We start from the raw sequence: 25,588 nt of genomic DNA, 5'->3' as shown, positions 1-25,588 counted from the left end.
GTGAGGAAGGACATTATGCAAAAACCAAAAAATATTATTGAAAAAGTTTGGGAGCAGCATGTTGTACATCAAGAAGCAGGAAAACCTGATTTACTATATATTGATTTGCACCTGGTTCATGAAGTAACCTCTCCTCAGGCATTCGAAGGATTACGAATGAACGGACGAAAGGTGCGCCGTCCGGATCTTACTTATGCGACAATGGATCACAACGTTTCCACACGTGATCGAAATGTAATCAAAGATCCAATCTCAAAGAAACAAATTGATACGTTAAAAGAAAACTGTCAAGAATTTGGTGTTGAACTTTCAGACCGTCAGCACCCTGACAATGGGATTGTGCATGTAATTGGTCCAGAGCTTGGTCTTACACAGCCGGGAAAGACAATTGTTTGTGGTGATAGTCATACTTCTACACATGGTGCATTTGGTGCTTTAGCGTTCGGAATTGGGACAAGTGAAGTGGAACATGTCTTAGCTTCACAAACACTTTGGCAAGCACCTCCAAAAACTATGAATGTAAAAGTAAATGGAAAGCTTGGAACAGGTGTAACAGCAAAGGATTTAATCCTAGCGATTATCGGTAAGTTTGGGGTCCAGTTCGGAACCGGGTATGTCATGGAATATACAGGTGAAGCGATCCGTTCCCTAACAATGGAAGAACGTATGACTGTTTGTAATATGTCGATTGAAGCGGGTGCACGTGCAGGCTTGATTTCTCCTGATGAAACAACTTTTGAATACCTAAAAGGACGCAGACATGTTCCAAAGGGTGAAGCTTTCGAGGAAGCAGTAGCAAATTGGCGTGCCCTTGCCACTGATGAAGGTGCACAGTATGACGCAGTGGTTGAAATCGAGGCATCTGAGGTTGAACCACAGGTTACATGGGGTACTAACCCAGGGATGTGTATCCCGATTACGGCTTCTGTTCCAAATCCAGATAATGAAGAAAAGGCTAATAAAAAGGATGAAATTTCTCGCGCCCTTCAGTATATGGGACTTGAAGCGGGTCAGCCGATTTCAAGTGTTGAGATTGACCATGTCTTTATCGGTTCTTGTACCAATTCACGATTAAGTGATTTGCGGAAAGCGGCTGATGTCGTACGCGGGCACAAGGTTAATCCTAAGGTAAAAGCAATTGTTGTTCCAGGCTCTTTCAGTGTTAAATTGGCTGCTGAAAAAGAAGGCATTGATCAAATTTTTAAAGATGCAGGCTTTGAATGGCGTGAAGCTGGTTGCAGTATGTGCCTGGCAATGAATGATGACATTGTTCCTCCAGGTGGACGCTGTGCCTCTACTTCCAACCGTAATTTTGAAGGCCGTCAAGGAAATGGGTCTCGTACACACCTTGTAAGTCCTGAAATGGCTGCTGCTGCTGCTGTTGCAGGTCACTTCGTCGATGTTCGTAAGTTCACAGCACAGGAGGTATCATAATGGAACCACTACGCATCCATACAGGAATCGTTTGTCCTTTAAACCGGAGTAATGTAGATACAGACCAGATTATTCCAAAACAATTTCTAAAAAGAATTGAGCGAAGCGGTTTTGGACAATATTTATTTTATCACTGGCGCTTTGATGATGATGGTAACCTCCGGAAGGATTTTTCAATGAATCATCCTAAGTATCAGGGAGCTTCTATTTTAGTAACAGGCGAAAACTTTGGCTGTGGATCTTCTCGTGAACATGCTCCATGGGCAATTCAGGACTATGGCTTTAAAGTCGTTATTGCCCAAAGCTATGCAGATATTTTTAAAAATAACTGTGTAAAAAATGGTATCCTCACCATTCAAGCCACTGAAGAACAGGTTCAAAGTATCATGCGTAATGCTGAGAATGAGGAGTACTCACTTACTGTGAATCTAGAAGATCAAGTGGTTACCGATAATCAGGGGTTGGAGTTTACATTCGATATTGCACCCTATCCTAAAGAAATGCTGCTTAACGGCTGGGACGAAATTGGTGTAACTCTGAACTATGAAGATAAAATTTCGCAATATGAACTTGCACATAAATAATTAAAATGAGCTTGGACATCCAAGCTCATTTTTTAATGCTCTTTTCTTAAACTTTGTTGTTTTTGGCACAAAATTAATGATTGCACTAAGTTTCCGCAGAAAACAGAAAAAATTTATTAAGAAAAGAGCTTGCAAACTAAATTCTAAAGCGCAAAATAGGTGTTTCCACGTTAAAATCGGCTTTAAGATTTTAACAACTATTTTTACAAAAACAGCCTTTTTTATTGTCTTGGTGCTAATAATATAACTAAAACACCTATTAAACATATTCCGCCGCCAATCCAGTCATATAAATCAGGAGTCTTTTTATCAATTCCCCACCCCCATAATAGTGAAAGTACAATGAAAACTCCCCCGTATGCAGCATAAACTCGTCCGAATGATGGAAATGCCTGAAAAGTAGCTATCACGCCGTATAAAGCTAAAACTACTCCCCCAATTAGTCCCAAGTAGGATGGCTTTCCTTCCCTCAGCCATTGCCAGATAAGATAACCACCTCCTATCTCTGCAATTCCTGCAAGGATAAATAATATTGTTGCTTGAATCATCCATTCCACTTCCTTGTTTTGTTTGAAAAATTAGCTCTTATAACAATGGCAGGAGCACTCTATTTATTCATTGCCTAAATACTAATTAAAATAGAAAAAAATCCTGAATCGATTCTGGCTCAAAGTATCAATTCAGGATTTTATTTGTTTAATTTTACAGCATTTTCTCAATGACTGCATTCGCAGTGCTCTCTTTATTAAGAATCGACTCCTTGTTGGTTCTTTTAAAATATTCAACATAAAGAAGATCTAATAAGTACAATTGTGATATCTTAGCTGATAAACTTCCACCTTGAAGGGGCCCTTCATTTGCACCACAAAGCAATGTAATATCAGAATAACTCGTTAACGGTGATTTAGCAAAGCGGGTAATGGAGATAATTTTTGCTCCCCTTTCTTTTGCCACCTTCGCAACTTCAATCGTATCTTTCGTTGAGCCTGAGTAAGAGATGAGGACAGCAACATCTTTCTCAGTCATCAAGGCAGCTGACATGATTTGAAGATGAGTATCTATTGAGCATTCTGTTTTATTTGTAATCCTCATAAACTTATTTTTTGCTTCCATTGCGGTCATTAATGATGCGCCTACTCCAAAAAAATGAACTCTGTCTGCTGCAATCATACTATCGATTGCATTTGAAATATCCTTCTCATTTATGAGGTTAAAAGTTTCTGTCAGAGCACTGATATTGGTAGATAAAATCTTAGAAGACAATTCTCCAATTGTATCCTGCATCGTGATCTTTCCAGTAAGCTGCGGGGTCTCTTCTTCTTGTGAAATACTATGAGCTAAAACAATCTTAAACTCTTGATAGCCTTTAAGATTCATCGTTTTACAAAATCTAAAAACGCTCGACTCCCCTACATTACACGCATCGGCCAGGTCCGTTATTGACATGTAGATTACATCCTTTGTATTTTCAAGAATGTAATCCGCAACCTTTTTTTCCGTATTTGTAAAAGAATTATATCTGGAGTGAATAAGTGAAAAAATATCGATATTTGTCATAACGCACCTCTTTGATTATCCCCTTTTAAATGAAGAGAAACTGCACCCAAGACTCCCGCTTTATTTCCAAGAGAAGCCTTCACTATTTTTACGTCGGAAAAGCTCGGCATAATTAAATCTTTTACTTTTCTTGAAACCATCCCAACAAGTTTTTCTTGTTCCATTACTCCCCCGCCAATAATAATCGCGGGAGGGTTAAAAATGTGGATTAAGGAAATGAGACCTATTACTACTTCATTTACCCACTGATCAACCAGCCTTTCTAATCTTACATCACCTTGATTGATTCTTTCAAAGATTACCCTGCCATTGATAAAAGTTGGATCTATGTTTTTTGCTTTTTTAACTAAAGCTGTTGTCGATGCATAGGTTTCATAACAGCCTTTGTAACTACAATTACAACTATTCCCGAAAGGATGTGTGATGATATGTCCAAATTCAGCTGCAACACCATTGTGCCCCTTAAAGACTTGGGAATTGATGATAATCGCACCACCAATACCTGTTCCATAGGTTAAACAAAGGAAATTCTTAAATTCCTTCGCTGCACCAAAATACTTTTCTCCCAATGCAGCAGCATTTACGTCATTCTCTACTTTTACTGGAACCCCAAATTGACTCTCTAATATCAATTTTAATTCAGTACCTGTATAATCTGGGATATTTTCATTGGCATAAATAATTGATCCTTTATCACTATCAACCTGGCCAGCCGTACTAACACCAATAGCCTCAAAGCCATCGTACTCTTTTATTATGTTTATTAGTTTTTCAACTAAAAACTTTCCACCTTTTTTACTCTCTGTATCATATTCCTTAAATAGCTCTATTTTTCCTTTTTCATCAGAGATACAAAGCTTAATAGATGTTCCACCAATATCGGCTGCTAATATTTTCACTAGTTAACACCCTTAGTTAAATTTTTACTAACTAATTATTGCATTCGCAAATCTCTTTGTAATTTCCATCGGCCTTGTAATGGCAGTTCCAACGACTGCTGTATATACTCCCAGGTCAAATACGCACTTAAGTTCCTCTGGAGTCCAAATACCACCTTCAGCAATGACTGGAATGGGTAGATTCTTAACCAATCTCTCAATTAAATCTAGATCAGGTAATTCTTTACCTTTCGTATAATCCGTATAACCACTTAATGTTGTTCCTACACAATCAAACCCTAATTCATATGCTTCTTGTGCCTCTTCATAGGTAGAGCAGTCTGCCATAAAGAGTTGATCTTTATACCTTTCTCTTATAGCAGGAAAGATTTCACTTATGGTCTTTCCATCTGGTCTAATCCTTTTCGTGGCATCTAGTGCAATAATATCGACGCCTTCATTATAAAGAAGTTCTATTTCTTTAAGAGTTGGAGTGATAAAGACATCAGAGCCCTCATACACTCTTTTGATGATCCCAATAATAGGCAGGTTAACCTTTTTTTTAATTTCCTTAATATCCTCTACACTATTTGCTCGAATGCCACTCGCTCCTCCAAGCATGGCTGCATAAGCCATCTTGCCCATAATTAATGGGCAATGGAGCGGTTCATCAGGAAGAGCTTGACAAGAAACAATCAATTTTCTCTTAATTTGTTCAAAAACCTTATCTTTGGTATTCATTCTTTCCATCTCCAAGTTGAAATTTATTCCTTTACTGCTCCAATTGAGATTCCACTAGTAAAATATCGTTGGAAGAAAATAAAAATAAGGAGCATTGGAACTGCAGCTACTGTTGCACCAGCCATCTTGTAAGCAAAATTTGGATTCAAGTCCTGCATTAACGTTGCAATACCAACCATCAATGTTTTCGAATTCTCATCCTGTCCCACAACAAGCTGCCATAAATAGTCATTCCAAACCTGAACGAAATTTAGGATAAATAAAGCACCTATACCCGGTTTCACCATTGGAAGCATAATTCTATAAAAAACAGTAAACTCACTAGCTCCGTCAATTTTTGCTGATTCCCTTAATGAATCTGGAATGCTGTCAAAAAAACCTTTTAGCATAAATACTCCAAACGCTGTAGCCACATTCGGCCATATCATGCCATTAAGACTATTTACCATGCCTAAATCTTGGATGATTCTAAATAAAGGAACAATCATAACTTCTTTTGGAACCATTAGACTTGAAATGAAAATAATGAAAATAACATTCCTCCCTTTAAACTTAAGCTTTGAAAAAGCATAAGCAGCAAGGCAGCTTACAATGATAAGTGCAATAGTAGAGACAAGCGAAACATAAATACTATTAAACGCCCATCTAAATGCAGGCTGATTATTAAAAACATCCACATAATTGCTAAAGGTAATGGTCTTTGGAAACCAATCCGGCGGCATTTTCACAACATCCGAGCTGTTCTTTAAGGAACTTGAAAACAGCCAGTAAAGAGGGAATAGGTTAAGTACAGCAAAGAAGATCACTAGAACATTAAATATGATGTCAACTTTTTCTTTCTTTTTCTTATTTTTATTTACCTTTCCAAACATCCCCATCATCCCCTAATCCTTCTTAAACATAGCTCTTAACTGTGGAATAGATAATACTAATGCAATTAAGAACATGATTACACCAACAGCTGAAGCAGTACCAAGCTGATTGTATTTAAAGGCGTTATTATATAGAAAATACATAAGTGTTGTAGACGCATTGTTCGGTCCGCCGCCTGTTAATAGCTGGATGACAACAAATATCTTCAACACAGCAATAATGTTCATGATTATAATGTAGATTGTGGTGGGCTTAACCATTGGAATAAGGATTTTAAAAATGATTTCGAGCCTGCTTGCGCCATCGATCTCAGCTGCTTCAAAAACGTCCTTCGGTACACCAATCATTGAAGCTACGTATAGAATGATTGCGGAGCCGACGTTGGTTGCAAAAGTAACAAAAATAATAACTGGCAGTACAAGATTGGTATCACCTAAAAAATTAACCGTTGATAATTCCAACTGCCTTGCTGCATACGGGATAAGTCCATTTGCTGGATTTAGAAGAAAGCTCCATACCATACTCATTACAACCATAGAAACCATGACCGGAATATAATAACTGCCCCTAATAAAGGACACGTATTTTGCATTTTTATCAAAAATAGCTGATGAAACGAAAAGAGCAAAGATTACTGTTAAGGCAACAATAAATACGACAAAAATAACTGTGTTAATAGTTGATTTAACAAATACAGGATCTGCAAATAATCTGTTATAGTTTTCAAAGCCAATAAAAGTTTCTGTTTGGTAATTAATTCGATATAAACTTAGCCTGATACCTTCAATAATTGGATACACAACAAATACTAGAAAAAGCAATAGCTGCGGCGCTATAAACAAATATCCGGTTAAATTTTCTTTAATTGATTCCCTATTGATTCTCATTGTTTATCCCTTACCTTTCTATGGCTTTCTAAAACCCCATTTTTAAAGGCTTTAGAAAGCCATACGTCATTCACATGCAGGGTTATTTAGTAAAAATTACTGAATTTGCTTTTGACTCTTCGATTACTTTATTACCATTTGTTTGATAATCCTTAACAGCCTCTGCTGCTGACTTTTGTCCAGTATAAAGGGCTTGAAGTTCTGGGTATAAAACCTGTCTTAATTGGCTGTATCCAGGGACATTTCCTGTAAAGTTAAACATATACTTAGCATTTTTATCGTATGCTTCGAATAAAGGCTTTTCTGCTTTGAATTCTTCCGCTACAGATGTTCTAACGGGAACACCATTTTTCGAAGATTTTACCAATTCAGGATCAGTCGAGAAGAATTTAACAAAATCCTTACTAACCTTCATTCTAGTTTCATCTTGAGTATTAAACACTGCTGCACCCGTTACATAAGTGAAAGTCAAAGGGTCTCCACTTTCAGATGGGATATTAGCTAGTCTTAAATCGAATTTTGGTGTCTTACCGCTTTCCATATCAGCTTTTGCATTGTTAAATAAAACTGAGTTTGTAAAGCTGATTGCAAGCTGCTGATTCTGGAACATTGCATTTACATCGTTTGAAGATACTGATTCAACACCAGGATTCGTTAATCCATCTTTATAGATCTTCTTTAGCCATTCTGCAGCCTTTTCACCTTTTTCATCATCAATGACAAGATTACCTTTTTCATCAAAAAACTCACTGCCAAACATTCTTAAATAAGCAAGGTTCCAAGTATCTGCCTGATTATTGAGGGCGTACAATGCCATTGGAAATGCATTCGAATATTTATCTTTAGGCAGATCTGTCTTTAGGGTCTTTAGAATCTTTTCGTAGTCTGCAAGATTCCAAGTTTTTATTTCATTTTCGCCGCCAATATACTCCTCAAGACCTGCAGCCTTGAACATATCCGCATTGTAGGCTAAAGTACCTGGCATATGTGAGAATGGATAGAAATAGACATCGTCACCGAAAGTTACATTTTCCCAGTAATTTTGTGCAATATCTTTCTTAGCTTCATCATCCACAATATCATTTAGAGGTACGAGTGCTCCTCTATGTGCGTAGTCTCCCATTGCGAAAACGCTTTCGAAGAAAATATCAGGAGGAGTGCCTCCATTCAGGTTAACGTTTAACAGTTCATCCCTTTGATCTCCGGCAACAACTTGTACGTTTACCTTTACATCATGATCCTTATATTGCTTAGAAAATTTCTCAGCGGCATATTTAAAGAAACTGTCATAGTCCGCACCTTCTTCTGCAGGGTCCATAACCCCTTTCCACTGAGGAGTCAGCCAAACTGAAATTTCAACCTGATCTTTTGATTTTGAATCACCATTTGAGTTTGCAGGGTCTTTTCCTGTACATCCAGCTAGAATGGAAAGTACCAGTACGACAGCAGCTGTCAAAGCTAAAAAACGTTTTTTTAACATTCTTTTCTCCCCTTATAAAATAGTTTTTATTTTATTGAAGACAAACTCGGCTAAAAGCCTGTGTCCTTCTTTATCCAAATGCATGTAGTCAATGGTATTCATCGGAACAGATTCCCTTGTGTGAAGAAATTCAGTTCCTTGGAGTTCAACTAATTCCTGTAAATACTTTGGCATTTCCTCTGACTTACGATCACACTCTTTCCCCATTGATTTTCCCACATCAGTGTTAATGTACTCTTTACCGATTGGAGGCGGCGCAATGACTAACACCTTTGGAAAACTGCCTTTTATCCCAGCTGGTGTATTTTTCGCTTTAAGTGAAAGTCTGGCTATCCCTTGTGCGATATTATAAGCAGTCAGATGAAATCTTTCTTTTGTGTCATTGGTTCCAAGCATGATGATAACAAGCTCTAACGGTGCATGACTCATTAAACAGGGATGGATATAGTTGTATGCATTTAAACCTTCAAATAGTGGATCTTCTATTACACTTGTTCTGCCCGAAAGCCCTTCTTCCACTACTTGGAACTCATCTCCTAATAGTTCTCCCAGGATACTAGCCCATCTTACTCCCTCTGGAAACCTTTCCATGGTTTTAGCATCGTATCCCCACGTATTGGAATCCCCGAAGCACACAATCCTTCTTTTCATCCTATTACCTGCCATATTTCAGAATGGCATTATCAATCATTTCTTTAATGCCTTTAATTTTAGTTAAGTCTTCGCCTGTCACTGGCTCTAGTGGTTCCCTTACACTGCCGATGTTTACTCCTTTTAATTTCAAAACCTCTTTAATAACAGAGTACATCGACCCATTTAGAGAACATAAGGCGATAATGATGTCATTAATATCTCGTTGAATACTTCTTGCTTTATTAAAATTACCTGTTGAAACATACTCTTCTGCCAGTAAGAATAACTCTGGCATCGCCCCATATGTTCCACCAATTCCACTATCTGCGCCTATTAATCTACCGGAAACATACTGTTCATCTGGACCATTAAAAACAATAAAATTTTCTCCGCCTTCAGCTTTAAATCTTTCAATGTCTAAGACGGGCATAGAAGAATTTTTCACACCGATAACCTTTGGATTTTCCAAAAGTTTCTTAAATAGATTTATGGAAAGGCTGTATCCAGTTGTTTGCGGAATGTTGTATATTATAAATGGTAATTCGGCTGCTTCCATAATGTCTGTCCAATACTTATAAATGGAACTCTCCGGCAGTTTAAAATAAATGGGTGGAATCGCAGATAGTGCGTCATATCCGAGTTCTGCAGCATATTTTGCTAAGGTGATACTATCTCTTGTTGAGGGTGCACCAACATGGGCGATTAACGTAAGTTTTCCTTTAAGATTATCGGAAACATATTTTAAGGTAGCTTTTCTTTCCTCAAGAGTTTGATAGATACATTCTCCTGAGCTTCCTCCTACATATAGGCCATGTACTTTCTTTTCAAAAAGGTGCTGACACAAGTCTTTTGTTCTTTCTTCTGAAATTTCTCCAAGCTCGTCGTAACAAGCATAAAAAGCAGGAAAAATACCTTTAAATTTTTCTAATACCATATTCTCTTCCCCACCAAAATTAGTTTTTTGTTATCGCTTACACATGAAATATATCATACTTATAATATATTGTAAATTATTTTCTTTATAATTATTATTTTTGAAAAAAATTTTCACCATTTCTCTATTTTAAAAGCAAAAGGCAATCAAAAAACTTCAAAGACTCTCCCTTTTTAAAAAATAAAGAATGAATAAATAGTTTAAGTTTGATACTAATTACTAAAAAGGAGGGATTGAAATGGATGGAAAATATAATACAAGCGATGACGCGAATGTAGAAATGAAGAAGGCCCTTAGTAAAACTACACCTAGAAAGAATCCAAATATGAGCGAAGCTGAGTTCAAGATGAAATACCAGGGTAAGAAACAAATCTAATCAAACAGGACAGAATGTAAATGAAAAATAAACGGAAAAATTCCGCCTAAATTGGGAAATACCGATATTTCCTTAAAAATAAGGGGAGTTTTTCCGCTTATATGATCAAAATCTTTAAATTTTGTCTTATTTAGAGCAGTTAACCGGAATATCTCCGCTTATATTTGCTTCTTAAGCTTCCTCTATATACATTAACCGGAAATTCTCCGCCTATTAATTCTCATACCTTAAAACTTTATAGCATCTAAGATTAGAGATGTTCAACGCGGCTGTTCCTGATTTCTTGATTTCCTTTTCACTTACCACCAGTTTTCCCCTTTCAACCTCCAGTAAATTATATTTCTATCCAAAACCTTTTTATGATTTTTCCATCTTCTTCAATAAAGTCTGAATCGAGTATACCTCCATTATTTATAATCAGAATTTCGTTTAAGCGGTGTCTAATATTAACAGCACCCAGTATTCTTTTGTCTTGGTTTATTAGCCAGAATGTTGAATCTGGCACCCAGCCTTCAGGTAGGTTATGTCCTTGCTCATTATCATTTAAAAATTGAACCATTGCCTCAAAGTTAGTTGGATCTTTTTTAACAACCCAAGGTACCATATCCTCTTTGCTATCTAACCATTCCTTTAATATTGCACACGACAAGGATAAGGAGATTGATCCAACATATATCTATCACCTTTTATTTTTATCTAAAACTATATTATGATTTATCTAGTTATTCATGAAAGGAAGAATCAAATGCTAAAGAAATTCACTATAAAAACAAATTACCGTGATCAAATGATAGAAGTTACACAGCAGGTTCAAGATTTTATCAAGGAACATAATATGCAGGAAGGTTCTATAGTGGTTTATTGTCCCCATACAACCGCTGGCATTACAATTAACGAAAACGCTGACCCTGATGTGAAACGTGATATGATTCGGCGCTTTGACGAGGTATATCCATGGCACCACCAACTGGATCGTCATATGGAAGGCAATACTGCTGCCCATATGAAAGCAAGTACAGTTGGAACATCTCAATATGTTATCGTAACAAACGGACAATTATTACTAGGCACCTGGCAGGGAATATACTTTTGCGAATTTGACGGCCCGCGGAATCGAACCTTTTATGTAAAAATGAATTGAGATCATTCGGACTTTGATAGAAACAAAAAATAAAGCCAAAATTGTTAATTCTTTATGGGAAGGCTTTTTCCTTCTTTTGCAGTCATAGTTATTTGGTTTAAATCTACTTCTATTCGGTAATATAAAAATAAGTATGTGAAATGCAAATAGTGCAGTTATGCAAAGAAAGGGATATTCGGAAATGATTATACTGGAACGGGAACAAAGCTATCTTATGGTAACTCAGAATGACCACGCACACATTGCTGGCGATATCGCCCGGAATTGCAAAGAGGAATACTTTTTTGATGATACCCGTACTCAAGAAGTGATGCTGGCAATCAATGAACATGACCGAGGCTGGATCGAGTTGGACTCGTCTCCGGTATGGAATGATAAAACGGAGAAGCCCTACTCTTTTATTGATTATCCACTATCACTCAAAATTACTTTTTATAAAAAGGGTTTAGATGAAGTAGAAAAAATGAGCAAATATGCAGGACTATTATGCAGTTTGCACTATTCCTCGTTCATTCAGGATTCAAGCGAGCCGGCTGTCAGGGAATTTTGGAAAGAAGAAAAGCAAAGACAGGAACGGGTTTCAAGGGAATTGGAAATAGAGGGTATTGAGAATCAACAAGAAACCCTAATGTACCACTTAGACTTATTAAAATTTTGTGATTATCTCTCCCTGTATATTTGTCTAAATGAACCTGGCGATAATAAAGGGAGCCACCCCTTTTTTCGCAATGGATTTCCACAATTATTTTCCTTTGTTACAGACAAGCCCATCGTAGCCCATTGGAGAAATCAGCAAACTGTTACTCTTTCCTTCTCCCCTCTGAAAGGCGAAATGCAAGTAGAACTGCCCTATAGAGCTGTAATGAAAGAACATATAGCGGAGTACGGCGTGTTACAAGCATACAAAGACACCCCTGTTTCTATTAGGAAGATAGTGTTTCATTAAATTCTAAAAATGCTTTACTCCTTTTCGGAGTAAAGCATTTCATTCATCATAGGTCATCTAATATATTTTGACTTTGTGCAGCTTCATTAAAGGTTAATACCTCTTCAACCGGTTGGTAGGACTCTCCATAAAAGTGTTGATCCTTGTAGGTATGTATCTTATTATACGTCTTTCTCATGGCTTCAAATATTATTTCTTCTGACTCTTTATTTGGAGCCCAATAAAGAATTTCCATTTTATTAATCTCATTTGTTGCTAATGACCTTCTCTCATAGCCGATGGAATTAGCGTGTTCAAATCCTTCACGTTTATAAAAATGAAGCCTTTTTCCTGAATCACTGTCTTGATAGTTAACGGGTTCAACTTCAAGAATAATAGGCTTTCCTTTTTGTTTCATTTTTTCGATAAGCTTATGACCAAGTCCCTGCCCGCGTGCGTCTTTTGAAACAAAAAGATAATCAATAAAAACAAAATCCTCTAATTCAGCATACATCAAAACATGATTCGGACCTTCATCTTTATGATAAATTTTAGAACGCTCCTTCAACAAAGTTTCCATATGCTCTCTAGACTTCATCTCTTCAATCGGAAAATATTGATTTAATTTCTCATACCAATGCATGATAATCCCCCTCTGCTAAAGTGTCTTAATGAGGAAAGTATGTGTGATTTTTCCATATTTAATACTGGGATGAACCTGCTTATTTTAAAATGAGAAGTTCTAAAAATTCCTGCTCTGGTTTCATCACTTTTGTACCTTTATCAGATTGAAGAAAAATTTCTTTTTCATCCTCATAAAAAACGTTTATTTTAATATCAGCAAAATCTATTATCAATGTTTCATTGCGGGAATCTACTTCTTTATTCCAATCCATAGCTTCGTTAATGAACCTTGTGATTTGTTCTATCTTGGATTTATCGTTAATTTCTGTACAGTTTTGAGAAGTTGGACTTTGATAGATACAAATACTATCTGGAACATTCTCAATCCAGCTTGTTGATTGTAAAATTTCCGTTTTATCAAACATGACCTCTGTTTGGTCCTCATTTTGATTGTAATGAGAAGAAATCCATAATTCACCATCAAAATCATCTTTTCTCCAACGAGACATAAATCCGCCCCAATCATTTTCAGCCTCATTATCGTCAAGTGCAGATTTTATATAGTCCATTTGCCAACCCAGCCCAGGAAGTTCGTTCTTGTAGAAATGATAAATTTCCTCCCAGTGATTCCCCTTCATAATATATTGGTGTTCAGTAGGTTCTAACCCTTTGAATAAAGGGATATCTTTGTGTTCTTCGGGAATAATCGACATCCCTTTATAGGTGTCGTCTGTTATTTTTTGATAAGAAAACCAACTAATAATAAATAGCAGCAGTAAAATCACTCCAAAAATGATCTGTTTCTTTGTCATATATCTCCCTTTGCCTCCAGTACTATTTTCATCTTTTCAGCTCTAGAAATGTTTTGTAGAATTTTATGAGACACTCAAGTAAACCAATTAACATTCTATAATCTTGCACACTAATTCCTTCTATAATGATAAAAGTAGAATAAACAGGGTTACCACAAAAGGCAATCCATCTTTCCACTCTTTGATATGAAACAATCGTTGTTAACAACTTAAATATCGTGATAAGGAGAAATTGGATATGAAAACTGAAAAAGAGAAAATGTTGAGTGGTGAACTTTATAATGCTGCTGATTTGGAATTGCTGCAAGAACGTTTAAATACCAGGAGACTTACCAGGTTATACAATCAAACAATCGAAACCGATGATGAGATACGGACTGTGCTTTTAAAAGAATTATTCGGCTCAACTAAAAAGAATATATACATAGAACCAACCTTCCGGTGCGATTATGGCTATAACATCCACGTTGGAGAGAATTTCTATGCCAACTTTGATTGTGTCTTTTTAGATGTATGTGAAATTCGCATTGGAGATAATTGCTTTATTGCCCCTGGAGTACACATCTATACTGCGACACATCCTCTTAATCCTATTGAAAGAATATCGGGTAAAGAGTATGGAAAGTCAGTGACTATTGGTGACAATGTATGGATTGGTGGTAGAGCCGTTATTAATCCCGGGGTCACCATCGGAAATAATGTCGTAATTGCTTCAGGCGCAGTCGTGACAAAAGATGTACCAGATAATGTTGTGGTTGGCGGAAATCCTGCAAAAATCATAAAATCAATCGAAGGATAAAGGCAGATACCTGCTCGATTACACCTTTGATTCGGACTTGCGTCAATGATTTCTTGCTTCGCCTGTCTGAATAGACCCTTCATTCGGACAACGTACCTGCATTTTCCTGCTTCGCTGTCCGAATAGACCCTTCATTCAGATAACGCACCAGCTTCTATATAAAATTTGGAGTTTCCAAGTGAGTGATGTCTCCTTCTAACACAAGTTTAAAACCATTTTCATTCATTTCTACAATTGTAAGGCTCGTATCATGAATATAAGGAGGATCCCATAAGATTTCAATTGGTGTATTTTTAAAAAATGAATACAAACATTTGATTACAACTGAATGAGTAACAATTAATATATTCCCCGATTTATATTCACTTTTTATTCTATTTAAAACCTGAATCGCTCTTGCTCGCGTTTGTTCAAACGTTTCTCCTCCAACAGTCTTAAATAGATGTGGTGCATTCCAGAATGACTCATACTCTGGTTGATACATTTCTTTAATGGATGAATGGGTTTTTCCTTCCCATTGCCCTAGTTTAATCTCCCTCAAATTGTCATCATAAATGACAGGAATATCTCTTTCTCCCCTAATCAAGCTAGTAGTGGCCTTCGTCCTCCCGCTTGGACTTGAATAAATGGCTGTTAACTCTGTTTCTTTCAATCTTTCACCTAACAAACCGCATTTTTTATACCGTTTTCTGTTAGATTTGAATCCAGCCAGCCTTGCATTCTTTTTTCAATATTCCACTCTGTTTCACCGTGCCGTGTTATGTATAGAGTAATCATTCGTAGTCTCCCTTTATTTTTTTCACTAATTACCTTAATTAGTTTTCTCTTTGTCTCTTTTCACTTCATTTCATCTAACATTTAATTTTTAATAATTCTGCTTTAGCAAAAAAAAGGCCGATACTCTCGAGCCTTTTATAAAATATTTTGAAATACTTCTAAAATGTTTAAAAGGAACTGGTAAATCAGTGTGATCAGCTGAGATAAGAATTCAAATAAAGAATCAAACATACAACATACTTCCTTTCATAACGTCCTAATTTATACTATGCTTTCTAGGACGAGCATGAAACGGGTAGTGGTTTACTTTTTACAATAAAATTGAAAGAATAATTTGACTCAGACTAACGATTATGATGCTCTGACCAAAGCCGCTCACGATACCAGTTGATAATCTCAATGTGTTATTACTCATTCGAACTTTCTTTTTTTGGGTCCATCCATCCAAAACCATTGGAACATTTAAAATGATCCCTAGCCAAAGTGGAAAATATAAATTCAAAAAAAACAGTAAAGGAAAGAATAAATATCCTAATAAAATTCCCGTGCACCTAGCACATATGGGCAGTGTATATCCTTTTATTGTTAGACTCCTAGACTTCATACGATGACAAGGTACAATGTCAGTCATCCACTTCAGATTAATTACAATTTGGTCCACAATCACAATCCGGTCCCCCATCACAATCTGATTTACGGTCACAGTCCGGTCCACAATCAAAAGTCGGACAGTCTGGAGTACAATCATCCTTCTTTTTGCGATCCTTCTTTCTCCGATAATAAAACAGTATAAAACAGCAAAAATAATATACCTAGTACAGTGGCGAGTATGCCAAAGACCATTTCACCATTTATTAATAACGTAGTACCAACTACAAATGAAATTATCATCCCTGTCAGCAATAAAAAAAACATAGAGGCTCACCTTTTCTCTAGGAAATTCTCTTATTCTTTAAAATTATGATTCCTAAAATAAGTAAAACACAGTTAATTATTTATATTCCATTGTTTTGTTAAAAAACCTTTTTCTAAAGAAAGAAAAAGAGAGCAGCAACGTTGTGCCACTCCCTTTGCAAACTAAAATTCGGGAAGTCGATCAAGATTGTTTTCTTTTATCCCATCTGGTTCGCTTCGAATAATATCTCTGCCGTATTTATGAAAAACATCGACGTGGGCAATCTCACCTGATTTCGCTTCCGTTAAGGCAGTGATGTAATCCAGCTCCCTGCCTGAGCTGGTTTTGAAAGCGATGATGTCCCCGTCGTTATTTTTCCTCACAGCGACAAATTCCTCTTTTCCATCAGGATTGCTTTGACTTGCCTCTGCCTGCGCTTCGTGCTCACTTTGCTGCTTGTATTCTTCATAGATTTTTTCGTAATCCTTATCTTCCATAGTTTCCACCTCCGAACGTATGTTAGTATTCTGCTGTTTAAGGTCAATAAATATTCAAAATACACAAAACTGACAAAAAAGGTCAATTGTCAGGGATGGTCTATTGGAGGAGGCGATGAAATGAAATCAAATAATGAAAATGTTTGGTTTTTTATTAAGGATTCTCAACAACAAGGACCTGTCTGCCTTTTCGAATTAAGGAAGTTACATTTAATATAAAATAAGCGGAGATTTTTCGGTTAGATTCAGAATGGAGCTCGTTTCGGGGTATATAAGGGGAGGTTTTCCGACTATGCAAAGCAAAATCTCCCATATTCGAATTTTCCGAGCCAATAGGCGGAATCACTCCGTCTATTTAAGCCTTTTTAAATAATAATTATTAATTAAGCGGAATTTTTCCGTCTATTGATTAGCTCAGGTGCTTAATCTAACCTGATCCCCTACCGATAAGTGCGGACTCTCTTATTCCTAGATACGGAATCAGCAGCTAGAGCTTTTCCTTTTAATCAGCCATAATAGTTATATTATGTTTGTTCTTGGAGTGAAGAAGAAATGATGAATTTCAATAAATTCCATGACCCACGAGAAAATGGAAAACTGCTTTCAGAGATTACAGGGAAACATCTTGATATAGCAAAAGTCATTACGGAGACACAGCAGCTTTTTCAGCAATGTCTGAAGAAAGAGCCGGCTCCTCAATTCAACAAGCCATTAATCACAGTTCCCTTTTCAAAAAAAATAAAAGAAGGATTGTTTCGATTATTTGCCAAGCCCTATAGTATATTAGACCCTACACAGATTTACGTCGATGCTGAAGGGAATGTATATCCTGAATGGAAACGTAAACTGGATGACGAGTACGAAGACTTATTGGCTAGCATTACTGAGGAGGTAAATATTGAAGATTATGGCGGGATTGGGGATGGAATTACAGATAACACCGCCGCATTTAAAAAAGCTCTTGGGCATGGGCGGGTAAAAGTAATAGTTCCTGAGGGCGTCTTTATCACAAGAGGTATTCGTCTTCCTTCTAGGACATGCCTTATTGGTTCCGGAAAGGGAAAAACAACGATTAAACTGCATGAGAGTGCCCCCAGAGGAACTAGATTAATTACCAATGCCAACCATTGGAAAGGAAATCATCATGTATATGTGCAGGGAATGAGTCTAGATTGGAATGTCGAAAGGCTTAGGGATGTAAAAAAGACGAGTACGTGGGGTAACCATTCAAGCTGTCTAACATATGCAAACGTCAGCTATGGCTGGGTAAAAGATGTTGAAGCAATCAACCCAGGTCTCCATTGTTTTGATATTTCCTCTACCTTGTACAATTATGCCGGAGACGGATTTCGTGCCAAAGGTGGCAGCCAGTATGTTTGGCTCGATAATCTAAATGGGTATGGTTTTGGTGATGATGGAATTACTACCCATCATAGTGATTACATACTTATTTCAAATTCTCATATGTGTGATCCTAGCGGCCGTGCTCATCAGAAGGGTTTTTCAAATTCAAATGGGTTTGAAATAGATGATGGTTCTAGGAATGTTATATTAGTTAATAATTCATCAGCAAGGTGCTTTGGGGGCATTGAAAGTAAGGCCCATCAAAACTCATCTGCTGCGTCTAATGTGCAAATCGTTGGACATATTTCGGTAAACGATAACCGTTCCTATAACTTCCGCCATATCGGACACCACAAAAGTACAGATACAGAATCAAAGTCGGCTTACAATATTACGGCTGTGAATCTTGCTGCAATTAGACCGATTTTTACAGAGTTATATAAATACTCCACGCCTAGAGGCTTAGTGGTATCAGCGTATAAAAATGTTGTTATCAACCACTTTACTTTGATTGGTGACCCCGATTATGACTACAAAGGCAACCCTGTTATTGCGGTTCAATTCCGTGCAAGGAATGTGGTCCTAAATAATCTTTCATTCAAAGGGTTTAAAAGTGCTAGTACCGATATTAAAATTTACGGAGGGACAAACCGGGCTGATTCCGTCTCCATCATGAATGTTTTGGTTTATGATTCTGCACCCAACTTAATTGATATTGGCAAAGAAGTTAAAGATATACTGGTGAAAAAGTGAATGAACATAAAAAAGCGTCAATTATTTATGACGCTTTCCTTCTTTTTCCACTACAATTTCGTCAACCAGCTTTTCTGCGACTTTACGATATAGGTTACTCATGTGTACCAGCGAAGAAATCATAAGTACCTGCTCGAGATAAGGAGCGTTACGATCTTCCATTTTTGCTACTTCTTCATTAACATCCTTTACCCGCTCATTAATATCCTCATTAAAATCAGCAACATTTTTTTGCGAGAGGTTTAAATAACTATTGTACAAAGAATCTATCTCTATATCCTCTTTGATAATCCTTTTATTTAGCCCATCAAGTGTTCTCTGAATATCGTTAATAGAAAGAGCCCCTTTTAATTGATAAATTAAACTCATCAAAATCAAATGCTCTTTTGAGTACTTCTTATTTTTTATCGGAAAAATAAGCTTCCCTTTCGCATAGTTATTAATCATGGTTTTGGTAAGAATCTTTTCCTCATCATTACGTTTTGAATCTGCAAATTTATTCTCAAATAACTGAATTACTTGATCCATGTATAAATCAATATTCGGTATTTCATCTAGTTTAAGATTGGACTCCAGCCCAAGTCCCTCGAGTATTTCATTGATTTTCTCCATAATAATAACTCCGATCGTGTGTTATCTGATTAACATTATATCGTAACAATTATTCGTTGACTAGTTGTTGTTTTACAAGTATCATTATAAGTAGTTATTAAAACTACATGTTGTATTAGGAGGGTTTTTTCTTGAGTAATTTTATTCGGGAACCGATTAATGGACTGACTCATTTAACGGGAGCGCTGTTATCGTTTGTAGGACTTCTTGCGATGGTAATTAAAGTATCGAGTACAACCTCGTCAACGATGGCCATTGCGGCAGTCATCATTTTCGGAGTCAGCATGATTCTTCTTTATTCTGCATCGGCCACCTACCATATGGTAATAGCGAAAGATCATGTAATTGCTTTTTTAAGACGACTTGACCACTCGATGATTTTTATTTTGATTGCAGGTACCTATACACCTTTTTGCTTCATCAGTTTAAATGGAACAACCGGCAATATTCTATTTTCGATTATTGCAGCGGTAGCTTTAAGCGGGGTTGTTTTTAAGATGGTGTGGTTTAATTGTCCACGCTGGATATCAACAGCGTTGTATCTTGTCATGGGTTGGATGATTGTGTTTGTTTTCTCACCATTAGCCGGGAGCTTGGATCCGAAAGGTTTATTCCTATTAATACTCGGAGGAATTTTTTATACCATTGGCGGTGTCATATATGGAGCTAAGCCAAAATTCCTTCAATCCAAGTACATGGGTTTTCATGAAATCTTCCATATTTTTATCATGCTTGGGAGTTTGTCTCACTTCTTATGTGTGTTTTACTTTGTAATATAAAATAGAAAAACGCCCCTGGAGGCGTTTTTCTATTTACAATTATAAGTTCTTTTTATCTGCTCTTGCAGCTTGTTTCCTTGCTTTTTTACTTAGTCCTTGTTCTGCACCAAATTCCGTATCTGCTTTACTTCCACCCGTATGCGGTTGGTTACGATTGTTATTCTTATTGGTCACTGTTTTATTTCCTCCCTTTATGTAAAGTGGCTAGCAACAACATCTATATACTGCATAAATCAGTAGGAAATTATACCTATTTTTCTTTATTTCTTTATCACAGCAAAGCTTCGTAATATTAGTAGATTAATTGGTTTTGAAAAACGGCAGAATGTATTCCTTGTGGATTTAGCTGCCTCTTTCCTTTCACCAATTTACGTTCGCATCTGGTGCCTTGTCGGCTACGAGATTTAGTTGAATGTTATGCTCTAGATATGCCTTTAATCCGGAGAGTACCATTATATACCCTCCCATAGAATCAATGGCTTGAGCGACCATTTCATCGCCACTCCCAGAAAAGCCAAAGTTTGTAATCGAAACAAACGTTTCATTATCGGTTCGAGAAGTAAATACCCACTCAACCTGGGTGCCATCGGTCCATTCAATCCTTATTAGCTTGTTTTGCTCTAATTCCTTAACATATAATTCATCCCCGACACCATACATTTCCCAGTCCCACCTAATCGTTTTACCTTCTTCTAATCTTCCGCTGCTTTTAGTGAACCAGAATTTTGTAGTGATTTCAGGGTTGATAAATGCTTCATATACTTCCTCAACTGGTCTGCGTATAAGCATTTCTGCTTTTACAATTGGTATTTCGTTTAGTGTTATCATTTGTATATCTCCTTTTCCTATAGCACTATATCTATGTTTTCTCGTTCATTTCTTATTTAAAACTAAATTCCTTTACTACTTTTTCAGATAAGCGATCGGCGATTAATTGATATCCGGCTGGATTCAAATGTAAGGAATCACTGAAATAGGTGCTTTTTGGTCTATCTTGAAAAAGATCAAGCGTAGGAACAAAGTGAGTTCGGTCAAAATTACCAGCTATCTTAACAATCCAATTGTTCCAATCATTTATGGTGTATAAAATTTGCTCGCGATTCGAGTATTCTACATATGGTTGATATAAACCTAAAACAAAAATAGGAGCAACAGAATTGTCTTTTCTAATGTTCTCTAGGATCTTATAAAGGTTTGTTGAGAAAAGAACTTTACCCTCATTTATTCTTTTTACATCAAGTGGATTAAATTGATAATTGGCACTTTTTCTAAAATCATTCGTACCGATATAAAGAATAATACAATTTGCCTTTTTTATTTGTGCCGTGATTTTCTCATCCTGCATTTGTTCAAGAACTTTATCTGTTGAATACCTTGGTATAGCAAAATTACTCACCTTGATAGGAGTCTTATGTAGTTCTTCCAATTTCACTTTAACTCCTTCTATATATCCCTTCTTTGCAGGGTCCCCTACTCCATGTGTGATGGAATCACCGAGGGCTACAAGGTTAATGACCTTTGTACTAGCTGAAGAACCACGAAAACCGGTATAGGTGCCAAACAGGACCAAAATAATACACAATAAAAAGATATAATTTTTCATAATAAAACTCCCAATTGTGTGATTTATTTAGGAGTTTTCCCCGTGACACCCCGACTCATGTAGTATCTGTGAGATTAACTCCATTCATATTGTTATTCTTTAAAGGCACCAAAAAACCATTTATATCTCTTACATATTCAAGAAATTCATGCAATAATCCTCTAAAAAATATGGACATAAATAAAAGAGGAGCCCCTTTATTATTGCGGGCACCTCTTCTATGCATTTACATCATCTATAATTCGGTTTTAGGTTTTTGAGGGCAGTGTCCATACCAGGTGGACACTGTCCACGGATGGTGACAGGCACCATATCATTGGCACCATATCATTTAGTCCTCGTCTTTTATGTCTAGGTCTTCGGGGATGGGTTCGTTTAGGATTTCTTCGATTAGATGTTTGTATTTTTCGATTTGTTTTAAATGGGTGTTGAATTGGTCTTTGTTAATAATCCAATTTTCTCCGTCATGGATGGCGCGGATTTTTTTTTGTTTGATTAGGTCTTCTATTTTTGATTCTGTCATTGATAAATATTCAGCTGTTTCTTTTATTGTTAGATACATGTATTCATTCCTCATCGGTAAAGGTGATTTTATTTACTATTCTTCCTGCTCTTCCTTTTGTTGTGACTGCCTGTGACAGCGAGTTTAAGATCGCTTCCTCTGTTGCTTCTGCGGCTCCCGTAAATAATTGATTCACAAAGGGATGGTCTTCTCGAAGTTGGATTCTTTGTTCCGTCAGTTCATCTGTAAAATGCTCTGACATGTGAGCAGTGGAAAAGGCGATGACGATATCACCGCTGCCATGGCTAAAATGACTGCCTGTTCTTCCCAGACCAATTCCACAGCGTTTTGAAATACGCAAAAGCTGCCTATCACTTAACGGGGCATTTGTTGCCATCACAATAATTATAGAGCCATCTGCAGGATCTGAAAGCCCCTCTACTTTTGAATAGTGAAACTTCTGGTGCTCCTCCTTTTTACCAAAGTTGGTTAGGACTAAGCACCCGATTGTGTACTCTCCAATCATACGAGAGGAAGAACCAATTCCGCCTTTATATCCAAAGCAAATCATCCCTTTTCCGGCTCCAACCGCACCTTCCTCTGTCTGCTGGCCAGAAGCCTTTCTAATCGCTTCAATTGCATGCTCTGGTTTAACTGCAAATTCCCTTATTGAATTCAAATAACTATCATTGCATTCTCCGACTACTATATTAATCGTGCCAGTGGTTTCTCCAATTTCAGGATTCTGAGCCAGCATATATTCTAATGTTCCTTGGGTAACAGCAGGTACTGCAAAAGTATTCGTTAACATAATCGGAGATTCAAGCTGTCCTAATTCATTCACTTGAACAAGCCCGGTCGTTTTTCCAAACCCATTTATGACATAACTTGCAGCGGTCACTTTTTGTCTAAAAACATTTCCAGGATGAGGCAGCACCGCTGTAACACCCGTACAGGCATATTCTTTTCCGGCTGCGTCAAGCGGATAATCAAGCGTTACATGACCTACCATTACACCCTCTACATCCGTTATGCAATTTTTATGTCCGGTTGGCAGTACACCAACAGTTATTCCTGTCTGTCTAACCTTCATCCTAACACTCCCGGCCGATGGTTAAGGAAGTTTTGATAAGCAAATCCTCTCACCTCATCCTCTTTGAAATGCTTCAATAATTCGTTAATGAGATTCTGCGTTTTTGAGGCGTCCTCTAAATCCGTTATAAATGTTCCAATCCCATCAAAATCAGACCCTAATCCAATATGATTTACACCACCTAATGAGCAGAAATAATCGATATGCCTTATTAGATCAGAAATCGTTACCTCTCCTGCTTCTGCTTTTACAAATGGAGGAAAATAAACAACATGAATCATGGCGTTTCTTTTAAACATTGCTTGTGCCTGTTCATCCGTTAAATTACGGAGGTGATGACAAAGTGTTCGTGAATTAGAATGGCTTGCAATTGGATACTTGGCTAATTCGATAACCTCCCAAATCCCTTTATCGCTAAGATGAGATATATCTGTCAAAATTTGATGTTCATTATTAAACTGCACAATCTCTTTTCCAAAAAGCGTTAGCCCGCCACCACGTGGTTCTCCAGCACCATCTGCTGCTAGGTTTGCATTATTCCATGTCAAACCCACTGAACGAACACCCAGCTGATATAAGATATGAAGCTTCGTTAAATCGTTGCCGATGGCGTCGACTCCTTCAAGGGTTAGCATGGCGCCAATTTGACCGATATTGATTTTTTCAAAATCGGACCAATCTTTGAGATGAACCATATCAGGATTTTTCCCTAGTACTTCCTTATAAAAATAATCAATTTGTGTAAGCGCCTCTTGAAACTTTTGGTCTGAGGGAATGTCCGGCTCAATGAAAATGGCAAAGCATTGAACCTTGACCTGCCCTCTATGTAATCTTTTTTTATTGGTCTGTAATTCTGTCGCGTCCGCAAAACGCAGCGACCCTTTTCCTTCGGAAAGTTTAAGTAATGCGTCACAATGCAGATCAATTAATTTCATAGTGAGCTGACTCCTTTTTTAAAAATTTTATCATAAATAACAAAGAAAGGTGAAAAACACTTTACTTGGACACTCTCGTACAACTATAGTAAAAAAATACTAACAAAAATAACATTCAGAATATTAAAAATTACCTATGAATAATAGCAAATAAATAGTAAAATTTATGTATATACTATGTTAATAGAGGTGAATATACCTATGACAAACGGCCCAATTCATTATGATGGAAGTATTCAAAACAATGAACCTTCCACTAGCAATTCAGCAGTAAATGAGCCATTTACGTTAACTGATGAAATGCGTGCAAACATTAGTGGAAACCCTTACTTTACCGAAAATAATAACTAAAGAATAAAAGGAGTTTGCTAACACGCAAATTCCTTTTATTTTTTGTTTATATTTGTTTTTGAATCTGCATATCTATCCATTCAATGCACAAACTAGAATGTATGCTTAGATATGAAAGGATTGATAAGAAAATGACAAAAGTATTGTACATAACTGCTCATCCTCATGATGATACTCAGTCTTATAGTATGGCGGTTGGTAAAGCATTTATTGACACATACAAAGATGTGAATCCTGATCATGAAATTATTAATGTGGATCTTTACAAAGTAGATGTTCCTCAAATTGATGTTGATGTATTCAGCGGCTGGGGAAAACTTCGTTCAGGTACGGATTTTGAACAGTTATCAACGGAGGAGAAAGCAAAGGTTGGCAGACTTTCTGAGATTTGTGAGCAATTTATTTCTGCTGATAAATATATCTTTGTAACACCATTATGGAATTTTTCCTTCCCTCCTGTCATGAAAGCCTATATAGATGCCGTATCGGTTGCAGGAAAAACCTTCAGCTACACGGAAAAAGGTCCAATTGGACTTTTAACCGACAAAAAGGCTTTGCATATCCAAGCGCGTGGAGGTATCTATTCGGAAGGACCTGCTGCAGCAATGGAGATGGGTCACCGTTACCTTGAAATTATCATGCAATTCTATGGAGTCCCGTCTTTTGAAGGTTTATTTGTTGAGGGGCATAATGCAATGCCTGATAAAGCACAAGAAATCAAAGAAAACGCCATCGCCCGGGCTAAAGATTTAGCACATACATTTTAAAT

Annotated in this window: 32 protein-coding genes and 1 pseudogene; 10 read left to right on the top strand and 23 right to left on the bottom strand. The window is 36.9% G+C overall.

Going from position 1 to position 25,588, the window contains the following annotated elements; genetic code table 11:
* Window positions 1-15: 15 nt before the first annotated feature.
* Window positions 16-1,434, top strand: coding sequence for a 3-isopropylmalate dehydratase large subunit (leuC, locus tag QFZ28_RS26180; protein ID WP_307197558.1), 1,419 nt, complete (start codon window positions 16-18; stop codon window positions 1,432-1,434).
* Window positions 1,434-2,018, top strand: coding sequence for a 3-isopropylmalate dehydratase small subunit (leuD, locus tag QFZ28_RS26175; RefSeq protein ID WP_307197557.1), 585 nt, complete (start codon window positions 1,434-1,436; stop codon window positions 2,016-2,018). The genes leuC and leuD overlap by 1 nt, the downstream gene beginning before the upstream one ends.
* 221 nt (window positions 2,019-2,239) lie before the next feature.
* Here leuD and QFZ28_RS26170 read toward each other — a convergent pair whose 3' ends face one another.
* The 9 genes from QFZ28_RS26170 to QFZ28_RS26130 all read right to left on the bottom strand — a co-directional run bounded on the left by QFZ28_RS26170 (window position 2,240) and on the right by QFZ28_RS26130 (window position 10,001).
* On the bottom strand, window positions 2,240-2,566 hold the full coding sequence (locus tag QFZ28_RS26170; protein WP_307197556.1) for a YnfA family protein: 327 nt from the start codon (window positions 2,564-2,566) through the stop codon (window positions 2,240-2,242).
* Between the two features lie 154 nt (window positions 2,567-2,720).
* The gene (locus QFZ28_RS26165) at window positions 2,721-3,575 is read right to left on the bottom strand and encodes a MurR/RpiR family transcriptional regulator (RefSeq protein ID WP_307197555.1); all 855 of its coding nucleotides are present in this window, start codon (window positions 3,573-3,575) and stop codon (window positions 2,721-2,723) included.
* Entirely contained in the window at window positions 3,572-4,474 is a 903-nt protein-coding gene (locus QFZ28_RS26160) for an ROK family protein (protein ID WP_307197554.1), read from the bottom strand. Before QFZ28_RS26160 ends, QFZ28_RS26165 begins: the two co-directional genes overlap by 4 nt.
* A gap of 27 nt (window positions 4,475-4,501) precedes the next feature.
* Window positions 4,502-5,194, bottom strand: coding sequence for an N-acetylmannosamine-6-phosphate 2-epimerase (locus QFZ28_RS26155; RefSeq protein WP_307197553.1), 693 nt, complete (start codon window positions 5,192-5,194; stop codon window positions 4,502-4,504).
* A gap of 23 nt (window positions 5,195-5,217) precedes the next feature.
* Complete coding sequence (locus QFZ28_RS26150) at window positions 5,218-6,066, bottom strand: carbohydrate ABC transporter permease (RefSeq protein WP_307197552.1); 849 nt, start codon at window positions 6,064-6,066, stop codon at window positions 5,218-5,220.
* Window positions 6,067-6,078: 12 nt separating this feature from the next.
* Window positions 6,079-6,954, bottom strand: coding sequence for a carbohydrate ABC transporter permease (locus QFZ28_RS26145; RefSeq protein WP_307197551.1), 876 nt, complete (start codon window positions 6,952-6,954; stop codon window positions 6,079-6,081).
* 82 nt (window positions 6,955-7,036) lie between these two features.
* On the bottom strand, window positions 7,037-8,434 hold the full coding sequence (locus tag QFZ28_RS26140) for an ABC transporter substrate-binding protein (protein ID WP_307197550.1): 1,398 nt from the start codon (window positions 8,432-8,434) through the stop codon (window positions 7,037-7,039).
* Between the two features lie 12 nt (window positions 8,435-8,446).
* Window positions 8,447-9,085: a GDSL-type esterase/lipase family protein gene (locus QFZ28_RS26135; RefSeq protein ID WP_307197549.1), complete on the bottom strand. Its 639-nt coding sequence runs from the start codon at window positions 9,083-9,085 to the stop codon at window positions 8,447-8,449.
* A gap of 4 nt (window positions 9,086-9,089) precedes the next feature.
* Window positions 9,090-10,001, bottom strand: coding sequence for a dihydrodipicolinate synthase family protein (locus QFZ28_RS26130; RefSeq protein WP_307197548.1), 912 nt, complete (start codon window positions 9,999-10,001; stop codon window positions 9,090-9,092).
* Window positions 10,002-10,239: 238 nt separating this feature from the next.
* Here QFZ28_RS26130 and QFZ28_RS26125 point away from each other — a divergent pair, with 238 nt between their 5' ends.
* Entirely contained in the window at window positions 10,240-10,377 is a 138-nt protein-coding gene (locus tag QFZ28_RS26125) for a hypothetical protein (RefSeq protein WP_307197547.1), read from the top strand.
* A gap of 334 nt (window positions 10,378-10,711) precedes the next feature.
* Here QFZ28_RS26125 and QFZ28_RS26120 read toward each other — a convergent pair whose 3' ends face one another.
* A complete protein-coding gene (locus tag QFZ28_RS26120; RefSeq protein WP_373428162.1) occupies window positions 10,712-11,026 on the bottom strand; it encodes a GNAT family N-acetyltransferase in 315 nt (104 codons plus the stop codon).
* A 96-nt stretch (window positions 11,027-11,122) separates the two neighbouring features.
* Here QFZ28_RS26120 and QFZ28_RS26115 point away from each other — a divergent pair, with 96 nt between their 5' ends.
* Together QFZ28_RS26115 and QFZ28_RS26110 are read left to right on the top strand one after the other, a co-directional pair.
* The gene (locus QFZ28_RS26115) at window positions 11,123-11,518 is read left to right on the top strand and encodes a secondary thiamine-phosphate synthase enzyme YjbQ (protein WP_307197546.1); all 396 of its coding nucleotides are present in this window, start codon (window positions 11,123-11,125) and stop codon (window positions 11,516-11,518) included.
* A 181-nt stretch (window positions 11,519-11,699) separates the two neighbouring features.
* Window positions 11,700-12,464, top strand: coding sequence for a DUF3891 family protein (locus tag QFZ28_RS26110; RefSeq protein WP_307197545.1), 765 nt, complete (start codon window positions 11,700-11,702; stop codon window positions 12,462-12,464).
* Window positions 12,465-12,510: 46 nt separating this feature from the next.
* Here the strand turns inward: QFZ28_RS26110 and QFZ28_RS26105 are convergent, their stop codons facing one another.
* Together QFZ28_RS26105 and QFZ28_RS26100 are read right to left on the bottom strand one after the other, a co-directional pair.
* Window positions 12,511-13,086 carry a GNAT family N-acetyltransferase gene (locus QFZ28_RS26105; RefSeq protein WP_307197544.1) on the bottom strand — a complete coding sequence of 192 codons (576 nt, stop codon included), beginning with the start codon at window positions 13,084-13,086 and terminating at the stop codon, window positions 12,511-12,513.
* A gap of 79 nt (window positions 13,087-13,165) precedes the next feature.
* Window positions 13,166-13,879 (bottom strand): hypothetical protein, encoded by a 714-nt coding sequence (locus QFZ28_RS26100; protein ID WP_307197543.1) that lies wholly within the window; start codon window positions 13,877-13,879, stop codon window positions 13,166-13,168.
* 238 nt (window positions 13,880-14,117) lie between these two features.
* Between QFZ28_RS26100 and QFZ28_RS26095 the strand changes: the two genes are divergently transcribed.
* Window positions 14,118-14,678, top strand: a complete 561-nt coding sequence (locus tag QFZ28_RS26095; protein ID WP_307197542.1) for a maltose acetyltransferase domain-containing protein — start codon at window positions 14,118-14,120, stop codon at window positions 14,676-14,678.
* Between the two features lie 154 nt (window positions 14,679-14,832).
* Here the strand turns inward: QFZ28_RS26095 and QFZ28_RS26090 are convergent.
* From QFZ28_RS26090 to QFZ28_RS26075, 4 genes and pseudogenes are all read right to left on the bottom strand, one after another.
* Window positions 14,833-15,398 (bottom strand): annotated as a pseudogene (locus QFZ28_RS26090) (histidine phosphatase family protein).
* A 367-nt stretch (window positions 15,399-15,765) separates the two neighbouring features.
* Window positions 15,766-16,203: a DUF2085 domain-containing protein gene (locus QFZ28_RS26085; RefSeq protein WP_307197541.1), complete on the bottom strand. Its 438-nt coding sequence runs from the start codon at window positions 16,201-16,203 to the stop codon at window positions 15,766-15,768.
* Entirely contained in the window at window positions 16,200-16,346 is a 147-nt protein-coding gene (locus tag QFZ28_RS26080; RefSeq protein WP_307197540.1) for a hypothetical protein, read from the bottom strand. Before QFZ28_RS26080 ends, QFZ28_RS26085 begins: the two co-directional genes overlap by 4 nt.
* A gap of 186 nt (window positions 16,347-16,532) precedes the next feature.
* A complete protein-coding gene (locus QFZ28_RS26075) occupies window positions 16,533-16,847 on the bottom strand; it encodes a DUF3892 domain-containing protein (RefSeq protein WP_307197539.1) in 315 nt (104 codons plus the stop codon).
* Between the two features lie 552 nt (window positions 16,848-17,399).
* Here QFZ28_RS26075 and QFZ28_RS26070 point away from each other — a divergent pair.
* Entirely contained in the window at window positions 17,400-18,944 is a 1,545-nt protein-coding gene (locus QFZ28_RS26070) for a glycosyl hydrolase family 28-related protein (protein WP_307197538.1), read from the top strand.
* Window positions 18,945-18,965: 21 nt separating this feature from the next.
* Here the strand turns inward: QFZ28_RS26070 and QFZ28_RS26065 are convergent, their stop codons facing one another.
* Window positions 18,966-19,556, bottom strand: coding sequence for a DUF1836 domain-containing protein (locus tag QFZ28_RS26065; protein WP_307197537.1), 591 nt, complete (start codon window positions 19,554-19,556; stop codon window positions 18,966-18,968).
* Between the two features lie 131 nt (window positions 19,557-19,687).
* Here QFZ28_RS26065 and trhA point away from each other — a divergent pair, with 131 nt between their 5' ends.
* Entirely contained in the window at window positions 19,688-20,335 is a 648-nt protein-coding gene (gene trhA / locus QFZ28_RS26060) for a PAQR family membrane homeostasis protein TrhA (protein WP_307197536.1), read from the top strand.
* Between the two features lie 39 nt (window positions 20,336-20,374).
* Here trhA and QFZ28_RS26055 read toward each other — a convergent pair whose 3' ends face one another.
* The 6 genes from QFZ28_RS26055 to QFZ28_RS26030 form a co-directional block, all read right to left on the bottom strand.
* Entirely contained in the window at window positions 20,375-20,509 is a 135-nt protein-coding gene (locus QFZ28_RS26055; protein WP_307197535.1) for a hypothetical protein, read from the bottom strand.
* Between the two features lie 186 nt (window positions 20,510-20,695).
* Entirely contained in the window at window positions 20,696-21,163 is a 468-nt protein-coding gene (locus QFZ28_RS26050) for an SRPBCC family protein (RefSeq protein ID WP_307197534.1), read from the bottom strand.
* A gap of 52 nt (window positions 21,164-21,215) precedes the next feature.
* Window positions 21,216-21,938: a GDSL-type esterase/lipase family protein gene (locus tag QFZ28_RS26045; RefSeq protein WP_307197533.1), complete on the bottom strand. Its 723-nt coding sequence runs from the start codon at window positions 21,936-21,938 to the stop codon at window positions 21,216-21,218.
* A gap of 331 nt (window positions 21,939-22,269) precedes the next feature.
* Window positions 22,270-22,500, bottom strand: a complete 231-nt coding sequence (locus QFZ28_RS26040; RefSeq protein ID WP_307197532.1) for an excisionase family DNA-binding protein — start codon at window positions 22,498-22,500, stop codon at window positions 22,270-22,272.
* A gap of 4 nt (window positions 22,501-22,504) precedes the next feature.
* Window positions 22,505-23,533 carry a DmpA family aminopeptidase gene (locus QFZ28_RS26035; protein WP_307197531.1) on the bottom strand — a complete coding sequence of 343 codons (1,029 nt, stop codon included), beginning with the start codon at window positions 23,531-23,533 and terminating at the stop codon, window positions 22,505-22,507.
* The gene (locus tag QFZ28_RS26030) at window positions 23,530-24,468 is read right to left on the bottom strand and encodes a dipeptidase (protein WP_307197530.1); all 939 of its coding nucleotides are present in this window, start codon (window positions 24,466-24,468) and stop codon (window positions 23,530-23,532) included. Before QFZ28_RS26030 ends, QFZ28_RS26035 begins: the two co-directional genes overlap by 4 nt.
* 201 nt (window positions 24,469-24,669) lie before the next feature.
* Between QFZ28_RS26030 and QFZ28_RS26025 the strand changes: the two genes are divergently transcribed.
* Window positions 24,670-24,819, top strand: a complete 150-nt coding sequence (locus tag QFZ28_RS26025; protein WP_307197529.1) for a hypothetical protein — start codon at window positions 24,670-24,672, stop codon at window positions 24,817-24,819.
* Between the two features lie 131 nt (window positions 24,820-24,950).
* A complete protein-coding gene (locus QFZ28_RS26020; RefSeq protein ID WP_307197528.1) occupies window positions 24,951-25,586 on the top strand; it encodes an FMN-dependent NADH-azoreductase in 636 nt (211 codons plus the stop codon).
* The last annotated feature ends 2 nt before the right edge of the window (window positions 25,587-25,588 follow it).

This window comes from Neobacillus niacini (assembly GCF_030817695.1).
In the GTDB taxonomy this organism is placed as follows: Bacteria; Bacillota; Bacilli; order Bacillales; family Cytobacillaceae; genus Neobacillus; species Neobacillus niacini_F.
Note: the sequence above shows the minus strand (reverse complement) of the source record. Positions and strands in the feature narration are given on the sequence as shown.

Bases quoted from the DNA above. Each gene is read 5' to 3' on its own strand.
- QFZ28_RS26110 (WP_307197545.1), top strand. From the start codon at position 11,700: ATGATTATACTGGAACGGGAACAAAGCTATCTTATGGTAACTCAGAAT.
- QFZ28_RS26135 (WP_307197549.1), bottom strand. From the start codon at position 9,085: ATGAAAAGAAGGATTGTGTGCTTCGGGGATTCCAATACGTGGGGATAC.
- QFZ28_RS26070 (WP_307197538.1), top strand. From the start codon at position 17,400: ATGATGAATTTCAATAAATTCCATGACCCACGAGAAAATGGAAAACTG.
- QFZ28_RS26080 (WP_307197540.1), bottom strand. From the start codon at position 16,346: ATGATAATTTCATTTGTAGTTGGTACTACGTTATTAATAAATGGTGAA.
- leuC (WP_307197558.1), top strand. From the start codon at position 16: ATGCAAAAACCAAAAAATATTATTGAAAAAGTTTGGGAGCAGCATGTT.
- QFZ28_RS26105 (WP_307197544.1), bottom strand. From the start codon at position 13,086: ATGCATTGGTATGAGAAATTAAATCAATATTTTCCGATTGAAGAGATG.
- QFZ28_RS26025 (WP_307197529.1), top strand. From the start codon at position 24,670: ATGACAAACGGCCCAATTCATTATGATGGAAGTATTCAAAACAATGAA.
- QFZ28_RS26075 (WP_307197539.1), bottom strand. From the start codon at position 16,847: ATGGAAGATAAGGATTACGAAAAAATCTATGAAGAATACAAGCAGCAA.
- QFZ28_RS26115 (WP_307197546.1), top strand. From the start codon at position 11,123: ATGCTAAAGAAATTCACTATAAAAACAAATTACCGTGATCAAATGATA.
- QFZ28_RS26085 (WP_307197541.1), bottom strand. From the start codon at position 16,203: ATGATTGTACTCCAGACTGTCCGACTTTTGATTGTGGACCGGACTGTG.
- QFZ28_RS26065 (WP_307197537.1), bottom strand. From the start codon at position 19,556: ATGGAGAAAATCAATGAAATACTCGAGGGACTTGGGCTGGAGTCCAAT.
- QFZ28_RS26045 (WP_307197533.1), bottom strand. From the start codon at position 21,938: ATGAAAAATTATATCTTTTTATTGTGTATTATTTTGGTCCTGTTTGGC.
- QFZ28_RS26140 (WP_307197550.1), bottom strand. From the start codon at position 8,434: ATGTTAAAAAAACGTTTTTTAGCTTTGACAGCTGCTGTCGTACTGGTA.
- QFZ28_RS26155 (WP_307197553.1), bottom strand. From the start codon at position 5,194: ATGAATACCAAAGATAAGGTTTTTGAACAAATTAAGAGAAAATTGATT.
- QFZ28_RS26020 (WP_307197528.1), top strand. From the start codon at position 24,951: ATGACAAAAGTATTGTACATAACTGCTCATCCTCATGATGATACTCAG.
- QFZ28_RS26165 (WP_307197555.1), bottom strand. From the start codon at position 3,575: ATGACAAATATCGATATTTTTTCACTTATTCACTCCAGATATAATTCT.
- QFZ28_RS26100 (WP_307197543.1), bottom strand. From the start codon at position 13,879: ATGACAAAGAAACAGATCATTTTTGGAGTGATTTTACTGCTGCTATTT.
- leuD (WP_307197557.1), top strand. From the start codon at position 1,434: ATGGAACCACTACGCATCCATACAGGAATCGTTTGTCCTTTAAACCGG.
- QFZ28_RS26035 (WP_307197531.1), bottom strand. From the start codon at position 23,533: ATGAAGGTTAGACAGACAGGAATAACTGTTGGTGTACTGCCAACCGGA.
- QFZ28_RS26150 (WP_307197552.1), bottom strand. From the start codon at position 6,066: ATGTTTGGAAAGGTAAATAAAAATAAGAAAAAGAAAGAAAAAGTTGAC.
- QFZ28_RS26040 (WP_307197532.1), bottom strand. From the start codon at position 22,500: ATGTATCTAACAATAAAAGAAACAGCTGAATATTTATCAATGACAGAA.
- QFZ28_RS26050 (WP_307197534.1), bottom strand. From the start codon at position 21,163: ATGATAACACTAAACGAAATACCAATTGTAAAAGCAGAAATGCTTATA.
- QFZ28_RS26095 (WP_307197542.1), top strand. From the start codon at position 14,118: ATGAAAACTGAAAAAGAGAAAATGTTGAGTGGTGAACTTTATAATGCT.
- QFZ28_RS26125 (WP_307197547.1), top strand. From the start codon at position 10,240: ATGGATGGAAAATATAATACAAGCGATGACGCGAATGTAGAAATGAAG.
- QFZ28_RS26130 (WP_307197548.1), bottom strand. From the start codon at position 10,001: ATGGTATTAGAAAAATTTAAAGGTATTTTTCCTGCTTTTTATGCTTGT.
- QFZ28_RS26030 (WP_307197530.1), bottom strand. From the start codon at position 24,468: ATGAAATTAATTGATCTGCATTGTGACGCATTACTTAAACTTTCCGAA.
- QFZ28_RS26170 (WP_307197556.1), bottom strand. From the start codon at position 2,566: ATGATTCAAGCAACAATATTATTTATCCTTGCAGGAATTGCAGAGATA.
- QFZ28_RS26145 (WP_307197551.1), bottom strand. From the start codon at position 6,954: ATGAGAATCAATAGGGAATCAATTAAAGAAAATTTAACCGGATATTTG.